This window comes from Nostoc sp. UHCC 0252, from assembly GCF_034931145.1.
GTDB lineage: Bacteria > Cyanobacteriota > Cyanobacteriia > Cyanobacteriales > Nostocaceae > Nostoc.
In genome coordinates, this window is sequence record NZ_JAYGHE010000044.1 from 1 (window position 1) to 16,371 (window position 16,371).

20 protein-coding genes are annotated in these 16,371 nt (G+C 41.1%); 13 read left to right on the forward strand and 7 right to left on the reverse strand.

The genetic code is table 11. The features are described from left to right. Both VB732_RS22125 and VB732_RS22130 read right to left on the reverse strand, forming a co-directional pair. Positions 1–1,040: DEAD/DEAH box helicase family protein (locus tag VB732_RS22125; protein WP_323233051.1), on the reverse strand; the 1,040-nt coding region annotated here is incomplete at its 3' end. A gap of 16 nt (positions 1,041–1,056) precedes the next feature. Continuing rightward, the gene (locus VB732_RS22130) at positions 1,057–1,305 is read right to left on the reverse strand and encodes a helix-turn-helix transcriptional regulator (RefSeq protein WP_323233052.1); all 249 of its coding nucleotides are present in this window, start codon (positions 1,303–1,305) and stop codon (positions 1,057–1,059) included. A 289-nt stretch (positions 1,306–1,594) separates the two neighbouring features. On the opposite strand from VB732_RS22130, the gene VB732_RS22135 reads away from it, so the two are divergent. Beyond that, on the forward strand, positions 1,595–2,392 hold the full coding sequence (locus VB732_RS22135) for a hypothetical protein (RefSeq protein ID WP_323233053.1): 798 nt from the start codon (positions 1,595–1,597) through the stop codon (positions 2,390–2,392). A 14-nt stretch (positions 2,393–2,406) separates the two neighbouring features. On the opposite strand, the gene VB732_RS22140 is transcribed toward VB732_RS22135, so the two are convergent. After that, complete coding sequence (locus VB732_RS22140) at positions 2,407–2,847, reverse strand: hypothetical protein (protein WP_323233054.1); 441 nt, start codon at positions 2,845–2,847, stop codon at positions 2,407–2,409. Between the two features lie 106 nt (positions 2,848–2,953). Beyond that, a complete protein-coding gene (locus tag VB732_RS22145; RefSeq protein ID WP_323233055.1) occupies positions 2,954–4,237 on the reverse strand; it encodes a hypothetical protein in 1,284 nt (427 codons plus the stop codon). Positions 4,238–4,684: 447 nt separating this feature from the next. Between VB732_RS22145 and VB732_RS22150 the strand changes: the two genes are divergently transcribed. Continuing rightward, entirely contained in the window at positions 4,685–6,691 is a 2,007-nt protein-coding gene (locus VB732_RS22150; RefSeq protein ID WP_323233056.1) for a DEAD/DEAH box helicase, read from the forward strand. A 203-nt stretch (positions 6,692–6,894) separates the two neighbouring features. Here VB732_RS22150 and VB732_RS22155 read toward each other — a convergent pair whose 3' ends face one another. Together VB732_RS22155 and VB732_RS22160 are read right to left on the reverse strand one after the other, a co-directional pair. Next, on the reverse strand, positions 6,895–7,896 hold the full coding sequence (locus VB732_RS22155; protein WP_416235769.1) for a hypothetical protein: 1,002 nt from the start codon (positions 7,894–7,896) through the stop codon (positions 6,895–6,897). Between the two features lie 116 nt (positions 7,897–8,012). Further along, entirely contained in the window at positions 8,013–8,282 is a 270-nt protein-coding gene (locus tag VB732_RS22160; protein WP_069070655.1) for a hypothetical protein, read from the reverse strand. A gap of 224 nt (positions 8,283–8,506) precedes the next feature. Between VB732_RS22160 and VB732_RS22165 the strand changes: the two genes are divergently transcribed. The 10 genes from VB732_RS22165 to VB732_RS22210 all read left to right on the forward strand — a co-directional run bounded on the left by VB732_RS22165 (position 8,507) and on the right by VB732_RS22210 (position 13,753). Beyond that, the gene (locus VB732_RS22165; protein WP_323233058.1) at positions 8,507–9,319 is read left to right on the forward strand and encodes a hypothetical protein; all 813 of its coding nucleotides are present in this window, start codon (positions 8,507–8,509) and stop codon (positions 9,317–9,319) included. A gap of 124 nt (positions 9,320–9,443) precedes the next feature. Then, positions 9,444–9,770 (forward strand): hypothetical protein, encoded by a 327-nt coding sequence (locus VB732_RS22170; RefSeq protein ID WP_323233059.1) that lies wholly within the window; start codon positions 9,444–9,446, stop codon positions 9,768–9,770. Further along, on the forward strand, positions 9,763–9,963 hold the full coding sequence (locus VB732_RS22175; RefSeq protein ID WP_323233060.1) for a hypothetical protein: 201 nt from the start codon (positions 9,763–9,765) through the stop codon (positions 9,961–9,963). Before VB732_RS22170 ends, VB732_RS22175 begins: the two co-directional genes overlap by 8 nt. A 41-nt stretch (positions 9,964–10,004) precedes the next feature. Beyond that, positions 10,005–10,463, forward strand: coding sequence for a DUF1392 domain-containing protein (locus VB732_RS22180; RefSeq protein ID WP_323233061.1), 459 nt, complete (start codon positions 10,005–10,007; stop codon positions 10,461–10,463). Positions 10,464–10,484: 21 nt separating this feature from the next. After that, positions 10,485–11,288, forward strand: a complete 804-nt coding sequence (locus VB732_RS22185) for a BRO family protein (RefSeq protein ID WP_323233062.1) — start codon at positions 10,485–10,487, stop codon at positions 11,286–11,288. A gap of 9 nt (positions 11,289–11,297) precedes the next feature. Continuing rightward, positions 11,298–11,663 carry a hypothetical protein gene (locus tag VB732_RS22190; protein WP_196522734.1) on the forward strand — a complete coding sequence of 122 codons (366 nt, stop codon included), beginning with the start codon at positions 11,298–11,300 and terminating at the stop codon, positions 11,661–11,663. 2 nt (positions 11,664–11,665) lie between these two features. After that, complete coding sequence (locus VB732_RS22195; RefSeq protein WP_323233063.1) at positions 11,666–12,010, forward strand: hypothetical protein; 345 nt, start codon at positions 11,666–11,668, stop codon at positions 12,008–12,010. Beyond that, positions 12,000–12,665 carry a hypothetical protein gene (locus tag VB732_RS22200; protein ID WP_323233064.1) on the forward strand — a complete coding sequence of 222 codons (666 nt, stop codon included), beginning with the start codon at positions 12,000–12,002 and terminating at the stop codon, positions 12,663–12,665. The genes VB732_RS22195 and VB732_RS22200 overlap by 11 nt, the downstream gene beginning before the upstream one ends. A gap of 5 nt (positions 12,666–12,670) precedes the next feature. Next, the gene (locus tag VB732_RS22205; protein WP_323233065.1) at positions 12,671–13,129 is read left to right on the forward strand and encodes a hypothetical protein; all 459 of its coding nucleotides are present in this window, start codon (positions 12,671–12,673) and stop codon (positions 13,127–13,129) included. An 18-nt stretch (positions 13,130–13,147) separates the two neighbouring features. Continuing rightward, complete coding sequence (locus VB732_RS22210) at positions 13,148–13,753, forward strand: MT-A70 family methyltransferase (protein WP_323233066.1); 606 nt, start codon at positions 13,148–13,150, stop codon at positions 13,751–13,753. Between the two features lie 65 nt (positions 13,754–13,818). Here the strand turns inward: VB732_RS22210 and VB732_RS22215 are convergent, their stop codons facing one another. Beyond that, on the reverse strand, positions 13,819–14,778 hold the full coding sequence (locus VB732_RS22215; RefSeq protein WP_323233067.1) for a cytosolic protein: 960 nt from the start codon (positions 14,776–14,778) through the stop codon (positions 13,819–13,821). Between the two features lie 74 nt (positions 14,779–14,852). Here VB732_RS22215 and VB732_RS22220 point away from each other — a divergent pair, with 74 nt between their 5' ends. Beyond that, positions 14,853–16,367 (forward strand): hypothetical protein, encoded by a 1,515-nt coding sequence (locus tag VB732_RS22220; RefSeq protein ID WP_323233068.1) that lies wholly within the window; start codon positions 14,853–14,855, stop codon positions 16,365–16,367. The last annotated feature ends 4 nt before the right edge of the window (positions 16,368–16,371 follow it).

Genomic DNA, 16,371 nt, shown 5'->3' on the forward strand with positions numbered 1-16,371 from the left:
TTAACCAGCATATCTGTTGAAGCTTGGGGTAAATCGTAGTCATAGACAATATGAGGGAAGTAGTCTTTATTGTCTCCACTGCCATAAAAGGGAGTTGCTGAAAAATCAATCTGCTGAAAAACTCGGTATGGTGCTGATTCATGACGTTCTTGTTGGCATTGCTTTAAGAAAGTCATAAACCGTCGCCAGATTAGCTCCTCATCTTTTCCTGTGTCAGAATTAGGTTTTTTGGTAGCGTGGACGTGGTGAGCCTCATCATTAAGAACGCAGATATCAGGATATTCAGTCAGTAAGTCTGCAATAATTTCTGCTTTGGGAATTTCCTCACGTTCCCCCATAAATTCTTCCCACAGTGACGGTTTATCCTTGGCAAACCGGAACTGCTGCCAGTTCGTCACCATTAAAAACGGGCCATCGGTGAGAGTAAGATTTTCTCGAAAGTCATCGGGGGTATATAGCTCATAGTAAAAGCGATCGCGCCATCGCGTACCAGGAGGAACGAATAAGGGCTGACTTAGGTCAAATTCAAGAGACACTAAAATTCGTTTCTGTACTTCCCGTCCAGGGGTGACAATCAAAAAACGGCTGGTAAATAAACCAGGACGTTCATCGTTTAGAGCATTGAAGTAGTGCCAGACTATGAGCGCATTTAACACCCAAGTTTTACCACTACCCGTTGCCATTTTTAAGCAGTATTTGGGGAAGCTAATCGGGTTTAGTTCATCCTGCAAAACCTTTGAGCGAGTAACTGCTTGAACTGTGGGATTTTCGGAAGCAAAATTCTCATACAGCTGATACGGGTTTTCAATCCCTAAAATTTCATGGCAGTAGATGATAGTTTCAATCGCCTGCTGCTGGCATTGATGGAACTGCGGGCCGTCTCTGTCCTCTTCAAACCAATAGCTCAAAAGTTCTGATGTAGTCTGTGTAACACCAGCCCAGCCCGTATTTCGCCATCCTTCAACCTCACCTTGCAGCAGCGTCGGAATCAGTAACCCTATAGTGTTGGCAGTATTTGCTCTGCGTTTGGCTTGCACCATGTAAATAATCCCCGAACTAATTTGGCAAATACTTCGCTAGCAAATCCCGCCCTTGTCCGCCTATCTCCCCTAACATCCCCTCAATCTTTTGCATAGCTAAAGATGAAGGCTTGGCACGTCCTTTCTCCCAACGATTGACCGTCGAATAAGTTATACCTAAAGATGCTGCAAACTGTTCTTGCGTAAGACCAGTTATGCCACGGAGTTCGCGGATGAGCTTTCCAACTTCCGGTTGGTTGATTACCAAAGGTTTCTTAATGGTCATCTAGCTCAAATTAATCTGGCGAGTGATATGTATTCCGCTACATCCTATTGGGGCTAATCCTGAATTGATAGGCGAAAATATACTCGAATCTTATACTTGCTTGATTGTTCAACTATGTAATTACACAGTCAAAGTTAGTATATTGTTTTTAACCTGCGTAGGCGCTGCCCACCATAGGCATCGTATGATCCACTCAAAAGTAACCGCTCTATGTTCGTTACTAATGTCACTTGGGTACGATAATTTTGTACCTCTGGCAATACTGCCAAAACTATAAAGAACTCAATTTATGACTGAAGCTATACTGCTTTTTCTAGATATTAATGGTGTAATTGATGTTGAAGAAGACGGTAAAACACCAGAACAGATTTCAAAACATGAGACAGGATACCCTGTCCCTGGAACCAAAGAATTCTTGCAGGTGATAGATAACTGTCCTTGGATTCATCCAATGTGGATTTCTTCGTGGGAATTGCAGTCACACGTTTGGAACAATTGGTCAAAAACCCGCTTTTGGCCTGTTGCTTATTCGCTTAAAGAAACTGAGAAAAAACAAGCAATAAAATTATTCCCAGATGCAAGCGATAAATATTTAGCAGTACGTTGGCATAGTCGAGACTGGCAGCATCGCATTGTATGGATTGAAGATGGATTCTGGCTTTCTATGGGTGCAGGTAGTTCTATGGGAGCAGCAGTGAAATGGGCAGAGTCCAATTCTATAGTTCAATTAATTGACACCGTACCGACTGTCCAACAGCATCGTCAAGGCTACAAAAAAGGAATCAGGCACTGGAATATTGAGCGAATATGTGATGCTTTAGATATTCAGGAAAACCGAGAAATACTGTTAAATCAAATCAAGTTTCTTATTCCAGATTCCACAGATATTTCAAGTCAAAATATAATTCCCTGCATTGAGGAAAATCAAAAAATTATATCAAATCAAATTAACATTTCCACGGCACATTCTGTAGAATCATTAAATCAACAGATAATACATTCAAACAAAGACATTAAAAAATTGCAAAATCCAACATCATTTCTCTTAAAGATTCGTAATCTGTTTAAGTTCAGTAATCACACTTAAAATAAATAAATTGTTCATGAGACTCCTATTTCAAACTCCAAAACACTCAAGACTTTCTCTTCCAAATCTGTCAAATAAGCACGATTCAGCTTCCCCAACGACTCCAAAAACCTCTGCACCGATTCCTCCAGCCCACTCGAATATACCCGACTGATGCGATCGCAAATCACCCGCATCTGCTCACACTCGGCAGGCAGGTAATTGTAAGATTTAAGGTACTGCAAACCAACCGTGTACTCGCTATCCCAGAGTTTTACAGTGCAACTGAATTCGCCCACATGGTTAACGATACCCCAACAGCCACCTTTGCCTCTCAGTTCGGGATTGTCTTTGGTAATGATTTGGCATACTTCGCCCAGTTGGTAGGTATTGGGTACTTTTATCCTTTCCATGATGCGCTGCACAACATCTTTCACGATTCTACCAGTTGGCACTTTCCCGCCAGCTTCTTCCACAGCAGCCTGCTACACCTCCTGCTGTTGTTCTAACGTTTTATGTCAAAATCAGTTCTATACTAAACACACTTCGCCTTAACTGGTAAATGTGCGGATTCTGACTGACTTAACTAAGTTTTTTGGTAATAATATCTATTACTTGAGTTTCTTCTGGAGTGATTACTCCATCCATTTGAGCTATTTTATGGCATTGAGCTAATAGAGGGACAGCAAAATCCCTATTGATTTGATTCAGCAAGTTCTCTAAAGGCACTGGTGATTCAATGTTTAAAGAAATAGCTTCTAATGATGCTGGGCTAAGGTTTAGAGCTTGTAGCTCCAGTAAAATCTGTTGTCGTGTTTTCTCTGGATTACCAGCTAAAACAACATGAACTAAAATTTGATCCATAATCGCTTCTTGTGCGATGGCATCTGTTAAATATTTATTGCTCTGTGCTTGAGAAGCAGCTAGTGTTGCTTGTGAAGTTAAAGGATTAATCTTAGCTTCGTAGAACCGACAAGCACCATATCCCAGCGCATAAATCATTGCTGCATTAGCACTAGCTCCAATTACAGATCCAGCAAACGGTATGCTCTCTAGGAATACAAGACCTGCTTTCATTGCTAAACCCGCTCCAGCTTTTAGTGCTTGACCACAGCCAAGGGACAAGCCAAAGATTGTTAATATCTCTCCTTTTCTTGCTGGATCTTGTAAATCAAGCCCATAAGCACAGGCAATTTGATAGACCATTTCCGCTTGTAACGCACAAGTGGCTAGTAAATCAACTGCAAACAGGGCAATAGCTGCACCAGGAACTGAACTACTGGCAAAACCCATTCCTCCTGCAACAAGTGCTTTATCTAACATTAAACGATGAGCAATTTCGCTTGCTTGTTCTTTAGGGTACTGCTGTTGTAGTTTTCTAACTTCAGTTTCAGCTTTAACAACATCTACTTGATCTATAAGAGAAATTAACCAATCGACCTGTAAAGCTTTTGTTATCTGTTGAAATTGAGGATTATTACCAAACATGCTAATAGCATGGCCTACTCCTTCAGTTGCTTGAGATGCAACACCACCAACGGCACTACCAAAACCCACAGCAGTTTCAGCCACAGCTTGCCCTGCTTGAGATGCTGCACTACCAAAACCTACAGCACTTTCGGTTACAGCTTGTCCTGTCTGAGATGCAACACCACTAACGGCACTACCGAAACCCACAGCAGTTTCAGCTACAGCTTGCCCTGCTTGAGATGCTGCATCACCAACGGCGCTACCGAAACCCACAGCAGTTTCAGTTACAGCTTGCCCTGCCTGAGATGCAGCATTACCGATATTTTCACCTGTCTTAGCAACTGTTTCCGTAGCAGATTGAATTGCTTGTTGAGCAAATTTAAAAAAATCTGTCATAATTACTGAAATAGAAATCCAAGTAGTTTTCTATCTATTAGGGTTCCCTTTTTCAAGTCAAAGCCTTCTATACACAAGTACTCTTCAGCGATCACTATCTGTACAACCACGCTTCAGTTAAGAAATAGCCTGATGTAATCCACTGTGAGCATTAGCTACGCTTGCGATCGCTGCTTGTAAAACCATGCTTTAGTTCAATAATGGCTTGTTACCTTCCAGTGTGGGCATTAGTTAAGCTTGCGATCGCTGTCTGTAGAGCTGTGGTTTTGTTGTTTGACCCTAGTATCGTCTCAGCTAGAGTTTGACTGAGCTTTGCAGATATCTTGAAACCTTATCCAGCAAGTATTGACCACCTTTGTTTGGCAGGCTCCTTGAACTTGCTTTTGTTCCAATGGTTTGACGGTAATAACTGATTTTGTCCTTATATTTAGAAAATTACCTTTGTTCATGAATAAGGCATTTTCTTTTTTGGGAATACTAAAAACTAACGGTTACACCCCATATCCTGAATTGATCCAACTTAAAAACTATATGAGCAAAATTAGTGATTTTAACCCGGAAGCTTTGATTAAACGTTTAGATAAACAACAAGAGGATTTAGCAACAAGAATAGGTAGCGGTCATCGTTTGCTTTCAGGTGTCGCAGGTTCCGGTAAAACACTTATCTTACTGACGCACGCCAGAATCCTAGTTCAACAACATCCAGACTACAAAATTTTGATTTTATGTTATAATATCTGCTTATCTTCTTATATTAAATCTATTTTAAAAGAAGATAAATCATTTGCAGAAAGCACTAGAATTCAAGTTAGCCACTTTCATGAATGGGCAGCAGAAGTTTTACAGTCGAGATATTCAACAATCCGTAATAGGCTTGGTCATAAATTAACTTTGGAATTAGGCCGAGTGCCGACTAGTTTAGAAATTGATGAGAGATGTGAAGATTTTTTAGGAGAGCAGTTATTATTCAAACTGCAAAAGTTTCCTCTAGAGGCTAAATGGGATGCTATTTTAATAGATGAAGGTCATACCTTCTACCCTAACTGGTTTAAATCATGTGTATCTGCATTGAAAAAACCTGATACAGATCACCTCTTAATTGTATCTGATGCTAATCAAAAAATATATAACAGACCCAAGTTTACTTGGTCATCAGTAGGTATAAAAGCTCAAGGTAGAACTTATGGTAAAGACTTTAATTTAGACCAAAACTACCGCAATACTCAAGAAATACTTTCAGCCGCTTGGAGTATTATTCAGCCTTTAACTATAGAAAAAGCTACTGATAATGATACTTTTCCATGTATTCAACCAAAGGCATATTTGCGTCAAGGTTTATCTCCAATGCTTGAGATAGCTGACTCGCCAATTCAAGAAGTAGAGTTAGTTATTAATAAAATAAAAGAATTGCAAAAATCAGGTTATCAATTAGAAGATATAGCAATTTTATATAAAGCTATTACAAAAGATGAAAAAGAGAGTTTTTCTATACTTAGAAAAAAATTAAATGAGTCAAGAATAAATAATTTCTGGATTACAGAGAGCAATCATACAAAAAGAAGATATGGTATTAATACGTCTGGAGTGAGAATTCTTACTACACTTTCGTCGTTAGGGTTAGAGTTTAAAGTTGTAATAATTGTATGGTTGCAACAATTTAATGGGTGCCTTTCTGATAGTTATGATATATCTGCCATAGCTCGAAGGCAACTATATGTAGCAATGACACGCGCACAGAATGAATTATATCTTTATGGATCTGGTAATTCATCTTTTTTGACCTATATTAGCAACCTTAAAACTATTAAACTATCAAAAACTTTAATAATAGAAGATAGCCTTCTTGACCTTAACATTTTAAAAATATCTCAATCCAATTTTCAACAAAGGTTGAAGATTGGTCAATTGATAATTTGTGAAGCTGAAGGTTATCATAAAGAAATAATAGAAATAAAAAATAAGTCTGAATTAGAACTTATCAGTAAATACTCTTGGCAAAAGGTCGATGACTATAAACTAATTAATCACAGTCTTTCAGCAAAAGAAATATATGAAAATAATATGAAGGGTAAATTAGGGGAATTAGCTTTGAAAAAATATTTAGGTAATTTAATAACTTCTATAGATTTTAGTAATAGAGAGTACGGAGACGGAGGTTTCGACTTCGCTTTAACTTCTAATTGTAATATATGTATACAGGTCAAAGCACGTTGTCATAAGGATATTGATAAAGTAGATTGGAAAATAACCCAAAAAGAAATTGATGTAAATGCTGCGTTGGTATGTATTTATATTCCAAATAAAATTGATGAAAGCAAAAATAAATACACTTTAATTTATGCTGGATTTCGCCCAACTAAAGATATTGAGTTAAAGGGAGAAGCAACTTTTCTAAAAATAGATGACTTACTATATATAGGGGGTTTACAAAAATACTTGAGGTTAATTGGTTAAACCCATTCAAGTACTTAAGTTTCCTAGAGCCTGCAAGTTGTTTCAACTCCCTTGCAGGATAATAGTTTGTGGAAACGAAATATTAGATCCTATCCTATTAAATTTTTCTATAAGTGTTTGACTGCCCTTGCAGGGTAATAAGGTGCTGATTACCGAATCATAAGAAGAGTATCCATCTATTATTGAGTTTTTTACAAGCTGCGTCAATCCGTGATTCCGTATTCTTGCTCTATCACACCCAACAGCTTTTCTTCTACCGCAGTCAAATATGGTCGCTTCAACTCCCCCAAGTGCTTCAGCACAGCACGGGCTGCCTCTTCCAAGTTCTCGTTTTCCCGTAATATACTGATGCGATCACTAATCTGCTGCATCTGCCCACACTCCTGGGGCAAGTAGTTGAAGGACTTCAGGTGCTGCAACCCAATCGTGTACTCGCCATCCCAGGTTTTGACCGTGCAACTGAATTCGCCCACATGGTTAACGATACCCCAGCACCCACCCTTACCCCTGAGTTCTGGATTCTCCTTAACAAGAATTTGGCATACTTCGCCAATTTGATAAGTGTTGGGTACTTTCGTGCGCTCCATGATCCGTTGTACTACATCGCCTACAACTCTAGCAGATGGTACTTTACCTCCAGCTTCTTCCACTGCCGTCTGCCATACTTCCCATTGCTGTTGAGGTTCCAGCTTTGTTATCGGTCTAACCTGACGTTCACTCGTAGGCAAAATTTGTGTCCCAATGGGACACATTTCCTCATTTTCAGTTTGTGTCCCACTGGAATAAATTTCCGCATCGCTTGATTCAGTTTCAGTTTGTGTCCCATTGGGACACATCTTCATCAGATTATCAAACACAGCCGAAGCTTCGATTAATCTGTAAGGATGACGACGTTGAAATCCAAACCTGTCTTTGCAATACTCCTCAAAAGTGCTGTGGGTGGAACGGTACAGCCGACGATCGCGCAATTCCATCAGCGCTTTGCCAGCTTCAAAAACTGCTCTTTCTACACGGCGCTCTAAGTGCAGGCGATCGCTTTGTTCCTCGTCGGTCAATTCCTCTACTTCAACAGCACTAAGCGTAATTGTTGCTGTAGATGGATTTTCCTCAACAGAGATATCTTCATTTGCAGAGTTACTGAGTGATTTTGAATTTATCTCTGCGGCAGAGGTGGCTTTTTTACGCCTAGAAGATGGTTTAGCCATCATTCCACCCCTTTAATTCAATAGTATTTGCTCAAAATCAATGGCAAATAGATTAAGTATGTGGTGAGTTATGGTAATAATGCTCTGGGATTGAACTTGGTGGAGCATTATCATCTTCACGAGTCCTCTTGAATTTTCACAATGTCATTGACAGTTACTAACTCTCCAGACAGCACAGAGCAAATCCTTGCTAGTTTTACCAAATTATCGATATCCGCTTTTTTTAGCCTGCCATCACGGGCGACAGTCAAGGTATGTCTAGTGACTTCATTCGGGCTACCCTCAAACTGCCTATGAACTGCGTAGACAGACAAGAGGCTACCATCTTCTGTTTTGGGCCACCATTGCGAAATATCAATATATGCTTCCATCCAAACTGCTAACACGTTTTTAATGATTAACCTCCATTAACGCTTATCTGATTACAGAATAACAGCCAATCAACATACAGGCTATCAATTAACAGAATAACTGCTAATCAGTATATTGACAATCAGTTAGCAGAATAGCATAATATAACTATCACAAAAGGCAACCGCCCTTAGCCTCGGAAACTTTGGAAGCGATCGCCTTTTGAAAAACCCATACATTCGTACAGGGAATTTTAATTATGACTTATATCATCTACAGCCAACAACAGCTGCAACTGAAATCGATTGCCCGTCTGAAGCAAATCTACAGCGAAATTGCCTGCACAGTCGAAGTAAGCGACAAACGCTGTAAGGATGCGTGGATTTCCGCCATTGTTAACTATCAGGCAAGCAAGATTCAGAAAGTCACCCTCGCTGCTCCCGACGAACAAGCCCTCGCCCAAGCCGAACTCGACAACTACATCGCCGACCAAGCCCAAGCCGTAGCCCCCGAACCCCTCACAATAGTCGAAATCTCGTTTGACCATCACGAATATTACGCTGATGACAAACTGGTAGCCAGCATCAGCCATGACGACAACCATTTAACGCAACGCTGGGTAGTCATGGTCAACGACGAAGAAGTATTTCGTGCCAACACTCTAATGCGTTGCGATCGCTTCATCTGCACTCACCACAAAGATGGTACGCTGCCAGTGCAGGAGAAAGAAGCAACACCCCCCACGACTGAAAACCAAATCATGGCGCATATCTTCAACGAGTGCCAGAATTATGGGTTTGAAATTCTCAATGATGGCATTTACAACAACAACGGCGTGAAACTGGGGCAAGTCGGATGCACTGACGGGAACTGGTGGGTGAAGAGGCGTTATTCACGTCAGCAGCAGTATTCTAACTCCGTGCTTGATGCTGTGCGGTCATTGTCGATGGTGGACGTGTCTACTGATAGTAAATCCATTTTTGATGAATATATTTTAGACCAACCGTTAGAACAGCTAACTGGCGATAGATTGCAACGGCTGCTGGAGAGAACGGAGTTAGTCACAGCGTAAGTTTTGGGCTTCGCCTGGGAAAAGGTTAAAGGGTAAGGGGGAAAAGGTAAATTTCTTCATTCCCTTCCCCTTTGCCCTTTCCCCCTTACCCTAATTATTTATTCACCAATCCCCAATTAAATCAATGCAACCAATAATATCCATTCCCCAACACTGGGCATACCCTCGCTTTACTTTGGAACAGCGTACAGAACAAGGCACGATTCTTGGACTTTACTACTACCCATCTGGTACAGAGTTGGCTGAACAATTTGATGATGGTTGGCGTTATGCTCTGATGCCTAACAAGAATTCTGATGAAATATCGTACTTGAAAGAGGATCAAATTAAACCGCTCACACCAGAAGAATTATTTCAGCAAATTACCGCAGAGATTGACTTTTATCAACAACAGATAAGCATTCTCAATCGACAGTTAACCGTATTAACTAAGGGTGCAAACAATGGCTAAGTCTACAGGTAACTTTGACCGTAGAGCCAATCATTTGCTGCGTTCGATTCGGCTTTGTGGCGGTTGTGTTCCATTGCACCGTCTCCAGTGTCAATTCTCCGATTCAGTAATTCAAACTCTGCTGGATAGAGAACTAGTGCAAGTACAGAATACAGGACGCGGCTTTTTGTTGGAGATTGCCGAGGATTTTTAGGTTGTTGACCTTATTGAAATTAAAATCAACGAGGAGAAAGCATGATTGACTACGTTAATACCCTGAAAAATAGTTGGTATATTTCCCCACCTTGGGGCAAAACAATTCCAACGGTTGATGTCAATTTATTAGAAAGAGTTTACCTGAAAACCACAAGAACATTCGGCTATTGTTCTGGTGTGCAATGGAAATATGAGTGTTGGCTTTATACAGTCATCTGTGGTGATGAAATTGTCCACGCTACAGAACATCAAATCATTGGGACTGGGCAGTTAGAAACCCTCACTGTGCAAAAACCTGCTTTCATTTTGGGGCAGAAAGTAATCTTGTGTTCTTATGGTGATGACACAAAACAACGGCTGATTCTGGGGGTTGTACTTATAGATAAGTTTTGGTTTTACCTTGTCGAATTGCTATCGCCAACATTGACTGAAACACCAACCATACTTAATCGCTTTTCGTTGGTCGGTGAAAAAAGTTTGGTGCGCGTAAATGCCTAAGTAATTTTAAAGCAGACAATTATGATATCTAACTTGATAAGTCACCAAACCAATCATAACAGTAGCCCGTTCAACACAATTCGTCACCTAGACGATAATGGCAATGAACACTGGCTAGCTAGAGAGTTAATGGCATTACTCGGCTACAAAAAGTGGGAACGTTTTGTAGATGCCATTGACCGCGCCAAAATTGGTTGTCAAAACACCGGAGTATCAGTACAAAATCACTTTACCGACGCTGGGCTTTATACTAGGGATGTACCCAGTGACTATCGCCTTTCCCGTTATGCTTGTTATTTGGTAGCGATGAACGGCGATCCTAGAAAACCAGAGATAGCAGCAGCCCAAAGTTATTTTGCTGTCAAAACCCACGAAGCAGAAACCCGTTCTTACTACCAAGAAAAATCAACCGTAGCTCATGAAGCTGCACAGTTAGCCCTGCTGGTGGGTGAATTCGCTGGGTTAGAAAAATCCCTCACCGCTCAACTTGCAGTTAACGCTGCCACCAAAGTTAATCCCGCACTTAAACCAGCAGCCGATGAACTCAAGTCAGCGATCGCAATTACCAACCTCAGTGATGACGCATACCTCAAACCTACAGATATTGGCGAGAAAGTTGGAATGAGTGCGGTAGCAGTGAATAACTGGTTGGTTCATGCTGGCTTGCAATACAGAACACTGGACAAGAAAATCCCATATCGTCCAACCGACTCAGGTAAGCAATGGGGGCGAATGGTTTCAGCAATGGCCAAAGGATCAAATCAGACTGTTTTTCAACTGCGGTGGTTGCCAACCATTACACAATTGTTTAATGAACGCAACTGAGGTGAAACAGTGGAAGAACAGATTGATGAAATTGGTAAAGAGATTAGCCTTGCCTACAGATTTTATCAAGGTTATGGCTATTTCCTCTCGGCTACTGTTGCCGAATGGTTAGGTATTGAGTCTTTAGTAAATTGGCAGTACAAAACAATCTTGGATCTGTGTGCAGTCGATTTAATTAGGGATGCTGTTGACAACTTGGGAAATCAACGAGGCAGACGATACCTTTCATACTTCATGCTACATGGAACTTACTCAGGCAGACAAACAGTTTTTGGGGATGGCGTGAATGTAGCTGACATAGAAAGATTGGTCGTTATGATTAACCTGCAAAAAGCAATTGCACCTCAATTTATAAAAGACTTTGAGGTTACGTAACTATGAATAACTGCCCCAAGTGCAAAAGTAAAGAAATTTATAGAAAAGCTCTTGATGATTTAGTAGTTTATTGCGATTGCTGTCATCACTCTTGGGAAGATAAACAATCGAAAAGACCGATTCTTGAAACCAACGTTTACATGAGCCGAGGAGCAATGAAGGGTAAACATAATGTGACAGTTTGGTACTGTCCTACTGACCCAGAACATTATTCTTTTTCTCTAACCTACGGTGGTGGAGTTTGTATGTTTAATGAGTTTTCGGAAGACCCGTATCTAAGCGGCAGTTATAGCACCCCAGAAGAAGCATTAGAAGCAGGTATCGCAGAGGTGAAAAATGATGAATAAATTTCATGACCCAAGAGCAGCAGCGCTGGCCCAACAAATAGACACTATCAACGTAATCGGTTGGGAATCGGCGTGTGACTTAGCATTACAAAACCACATAGTAACAGGCGGACTCTCACCAGTAGAAACAGTATTGCGTTTCGATATGTTTCTCGCTAGATCAAAAGACACAGCCGATAAAAGACAGGCAATTTGGGCTGAACAAATAAGCCAGGGCATTAGCGGAATCGAATGGTACACCGTCAAGTATGGTGGTGTCACTATAGAGATGCCAAGACTGTGCGAGGAGCTAACGCTTGTAGCCGATGACAAGGAAATATTAATGCAGTCCAAGCCAGTAGCCCTCGACTTCCTCACGCACTGGAACATGGTGTTTAAACTGTGGCGTTACGACCGTGAAGCTGAATCACGTTGGAATCAAAGTCGTTGGAGTCAATTTTACACTGAATACTTGCATGGGGAATGGTTAGAACTTTGGGCAGAAGATGAGGTTTGCCAGATTCAATTAAAAGACGGAACACTTCAAGATAAGCCCACGTTTGCCATCAATGCTTGCTGTTGCTGGGGTAATCCGCTAGCCATCCATCGCACCACTGCATACTCTGATTCTGGCTCAAGCTGGTTTCAATGGAATAATTTTACGCCTTGGAGATAAAAAATATGAAAGCCATAGTCACGGTAGTTGAAAAAATCTCATCTGAAGCTCACATTGATATTCCTGAAGGTTTAGCAGAATTAGGCATTAGACAGCACGTTGTAGACCATTACAACAGTGGCGAAATGCTTCCTTTACTGAATATTTTCCACGTTGATTTTGAATCTATGAGCGTTCACCTTGGGAAAAAACTCCAAATCACTTGGCAACCTGGAAAGCCTTGGAGTTCAAAGCGTCCCTATTACTTTTGTAAGCTTGGAAGATTTACTTTGACTCTGTTAACTGACACAGAGCAAAACTTAACTCGTACAGAAGTTTACTTTGGGCATCACAAGCAACTTATTTATACGTCAGAAAAAGAGATATCCAAAGAATTGGCAACAGTCGAACTCCAAAATTTCTTAAGCGGATTAGCTGTTGAACTCCAGATTTTAAGCCACATTGAATTTCCAGAACAAGTTTGAAAATAACAGGAGTTAAACATGAGACTAACAACATTAGAAGGTCAATACCAGTGCATCGTGATTGACCCTCCCTGGTTCTATCGGCTGAGAAATCAGGATAAAACTCACCGAAACCGCATTAACTACAAGCCAATGCACATAGGAGAAATACTGTTATTGCCTGTTCCAAACTTAAGCGATCGCACAGGGTCAGTTCTTTGGCTTTGGTTCACCAACAATCACATGATTGAAGCCGCACACTGCTTAGAAACATGGGGATTTGAACTCAAAACCATCCTGACTTGGGAAAAAGTTACCAAGGATAACACTAAAACACATCTAGGTGTCGGTCATTGGTTGCGGAATTCGACTGAACATTGCGCTTTGGCTGTTCGTGGGAATGTGAAGGCTTTTGCTGGACGGACACTCACAAACCAGTCAAGCATTTTACACTCACCCCGTCGTGAGCATTCACGTAAGCCCGAACAGTTTTTTGAACTTGTAGAAAGGCTGTGTCCTGATATGACCAAGCTGGAGATGTTCGCACGCGAGTCTAGAGTTGGCTGGGATTGTTGGGGTGATGAGGCTCTGAAGTTTGATCGGCCTGTTGAGGAACGTGATGGAGATACTTCGTTAAGTGCTTAATTAGAGCTAATTTAAGCACTTAAAGTGTACTGAACCTAGAAAACTAAATATTAAATTCTTCAATGCTAATTTTCTGGCAGATTGTCAGTTGTAGAGGACTGGTATATTTGACGCAATTCATCGACTGTAGTTGCTGTTTTTATCCCATTTCTCACTGCTCTTAATAGTTCAACGTCTTCCAAAGATGAAATTTCTGGCACTAGGTTTAATGCTTCAGGGCCAAACTTGAGTTCCAAGCCTAATTTTATTGCTTCTACCAATTCTTCCATTCGGGCAATTCGCTCAAATGATGTCACGTACTGCATACGTTGTTCTGCCTCTAATTGTTCTACTTCCCGTTGAAATTCTCGCTCTAAATCTAATGGTAGCGTCAACATCCAGTCAATAAAAGCCAAGAGGTTGACAACAGCCTCACGTTCAAAACCCTGCTCGTATAGCCGACGTACTAAAGCCAGTTTTGATTGCTTTCTTTGTAACCTATCACTCAAGGTTTGCATTGCCGCCAAGTGAGCCATTACCACTGTAGCAAACGGATTATGGCTCTCTTCAAGCTCCGGCAACCTTTGTTGATAGTCTAGCAGCTTGATCACAGGAAACTGAAAATCAACCGTACAGCCAAACAATTCATAACCAAATTGATTTGGTCGCCAGTTGAAGTTTTCATCTCCCAATACCGCGCATGATGCAACAGAACGATTGTAACGATCGAAGATTCGATAGTTGTAGACAAACATACGTCTGGGAAAATCGCTGTCTTCTTGGCTTTGGACTTCGACATGAATCAATAGCCAAGATTCTTCACCCCCAGTGCGGTAAATTTTCACCAATTTATCTATCAGTCGCTTTCCTAGCTCGGCATCACGGACTACCTGTTGGAATTCTTGATCAAGAAACTCAAAGCCTCTACTCCAATCAATTTCACTGTGCGCTTGGGGAAAAAAGAACAACATAAAGTCTTGAAAATACAACTGTAGTATTTGCTTCCACGGAGAGTCGTATTCAGTTTGGGGTGCTTTATTACTCATGGTCGAAAATCTCAAAGTTTAAAGGGCGCTTTACAACAAAAAGATTACTTTAGTAAGTTTATTCTGAGGGTTTTATGAAATTAACAGATTTTTTGATAGACCTTGGTAATTCTGTTGCTTATTATCCAAAACTAGTTGAAGTCACTGGTGGCGTTTTACCAAATTTGTTTTTATGCCAAATGTATTACTGGCTGGGTAAACAAAAAAATCCTGAAGGTTGGATTTATAAAACTCAAGCCGAGATTGAGAAAGAAACTGGACTGACTCGAAAACAACAAGAAACAGCTCGAAAATTTCTTAAAGCCAGAGGATTACTCCAAGAAAAATATACCGGATGTCCCAGACGCTTAGAGTTTTGGTTGGATAAAGATGCTTTAAATCAACGTTGGTCAGCTTTTATGAACAATCTGGAGCTACCAATTGCGAAAATTACTTCATCTTGGACTCGCAGAGCAAAAAAATCTCAGGATAACGCTGATCAAAAACCCAACATAATGCCCAATTCGGGCAATATAGACAGCACCAATAGTGCAATATGTAATGACCAAATAGAGCAATATATATTGCCCCAATCATCCAGTACAGAATGCCCCGATAGTACAAGCTATAATGCCTTCCTTGGACATACTGTAATGCCTCCTTCGGACAATCTATCTATATATACAAAGAATACTTCAAAGATTACTTCAGAGATTACACACAATGCGCCCCTGGCTTCGCCACCCGCGCCCCCCACCCAAGAGAGTGTGTGTGAAAAAGAAGAACTTGATTTAACAACGAAAGAAATTGAACTTGAAAAACCAAGCTTAGAAAAACCAACCCCACAAGAACCAACCCCACAACAACCCACTTCGTTGTTAAAAAATTCCGAGTCTTCGCAACAAACCGATAATCCCTCAAGAGGATCAACTATTGCGGGGGGGTCGTTCGAGAAACGCGAACAATCGAATAAGCGGCAACTAACCTGTCCCTACAAGACAGCCCGGAACGTGAAAGAACTGATTGATGCCTGGCTAACAGACCCGACTGCTATGAGTGATGATTGCGTGCCCCTGCTTGTTAGAGACTCAATCAAGTGGAATTGCTGGGTTTTACCTTGGCGCAATGGAGAGCGAAAACTCAATAACTTGTACCAGAACTTCAACCCGGTAGTCGTGGATTTCCTAGCACAAGAATTAGCCACTAAGTCGAAACGCTCCGCACGACTCGAAATAGATCATGCGATCGCAGTCATGAACACCTGGGAGAAAACCAAGGGTGGGTGGACGAACCTGATGCAGCGCTATAACCAAGCATTGCAAACAGAGAAACAGCCCCTACCTCAACAGCGCACTGCTTTGGCTCACAAAGTAAAAAATATCACTAGCAGTTCGCTCGAAGATGCCTTGGCGCAAGACCGGATACGCCGTCAGCAAGAGCAATCTATTCGGGTTCCATCCAATGGGTATCAACACAGCCCACAAATGCTGGAGCTAAAAGCGAAACTTCAAGCCAAAGCAAATGAGCCAAAAGTTCCGAGCAACACCAGACCATCTTCCACGAATTTGCGAGAAGTTGAAGCGCAGTTAAAATTAGCACTAAGAGCATAAAATT

Coding starts and splice junctions, on each gene's coding strand:
- VB732_RS22130 (WP_323233052.1), bottom strand. CDS start 1,305: ATGACCATTAAGAAACCTTTGGTAATCAACCAACCGGAAGTTGGAAAG.
- VB732_RS22135 (WP_323233053.1), top strand. CDS start 1,595: ATGACTGAAGCTATACTGCTTTTTCTAGATATTAATGGTGTAATTGAT.
- VB732_RS22145 (WP_323233055.1), bottom strand. CDS start 4,237: ATGACAGATTTTTTTAAATTTGCTCAACAAGCAATTCAATCTGCTACG.
- VB732_RS22150 (WP_323233056.1), top strand. CDS start 4,685: ATGAATAAGGCATTTTCTTTTTTGGGAATACTAAAAACTAACGGTTAC.
- VB732_RS22155 (WP_416235769.1), bottom strand. CDS start 7,896: ATGGCTAAACCATCTTCTAGGCGTAAAAAAGCCACCTCTGCCGCAGAG.
- VB732_RS22165 (WP_323233058.1), top strand. CDS start 8,507: ATGACTTATATCATCTACAGCCAACAACAGCTGCAACTGAAATCGATT.
- VB732_RS22170 (WP_323233059.1), top strand. CDS start 9,444: ATGCAACCAATAATATCCATTCCCCAACACTGGGCATACCCTCGCTTT.
- VB732_RS22175 (WP_323233060.1), top strand. CDS start 9,763: ATGGCTAAGTCTACAGGTAACTTTGACCGTAGAGCCAATCATTTGCTG.
- VB732_RS22180 (WP_323233061.1), top strand. CDS start 10,005: ATGATTGACTACGTTAATACCCTGAAAAATAGTTGGTATATTTCCCCA.
- VB732_RS22185 (WP_323233062.1), top strand. CDS start 10,485: ATGATATCTAACTTGATAAGTCACCAAACCAATCATAACAGTAGCCCG.
- VB732_RS22195 (WP_323233063.1), top strand. CDS start 11,666: ATGAATAACTGCCCCAAGTGCAAAAGTAAAGAAATTTATAGAAAAGCT.
- VB732_RS22200 (WP_323233064.1), top strand. CDS start 12,000: ATGATGAATAAATTTCATGACCCAAGAGCAGCAGCGCTGGCCCAACAA.
- VB732_RS22205 (WP_323233065.1), top strand. CDS start 12,671: ATGAAAGCCATAGTCACGGTAGTTGAAAAAATCTCATCTGAAGCTCAC.
- VB732_RS22210 (WP_323233066.1), top strand. CDS start 13,148: ATGAGACTAACAACATTAGAAGGTCAATACCAGTGCATCGTGATTGAC.
- VB732_RS22215 (WP_323233067.1), bottom strand. CDS start 14,778: ATGAGTAATAAAGCACCCCAAACTGAATACGACTCTCCGTGGAAGCAA.
- VB732_RS22220 (WP_323233068.1), top strand. CDS start 14,853: ATGAAATTAACAGATTTTTTGATAGACCTTGGTAATTCTGTTGCTTAT.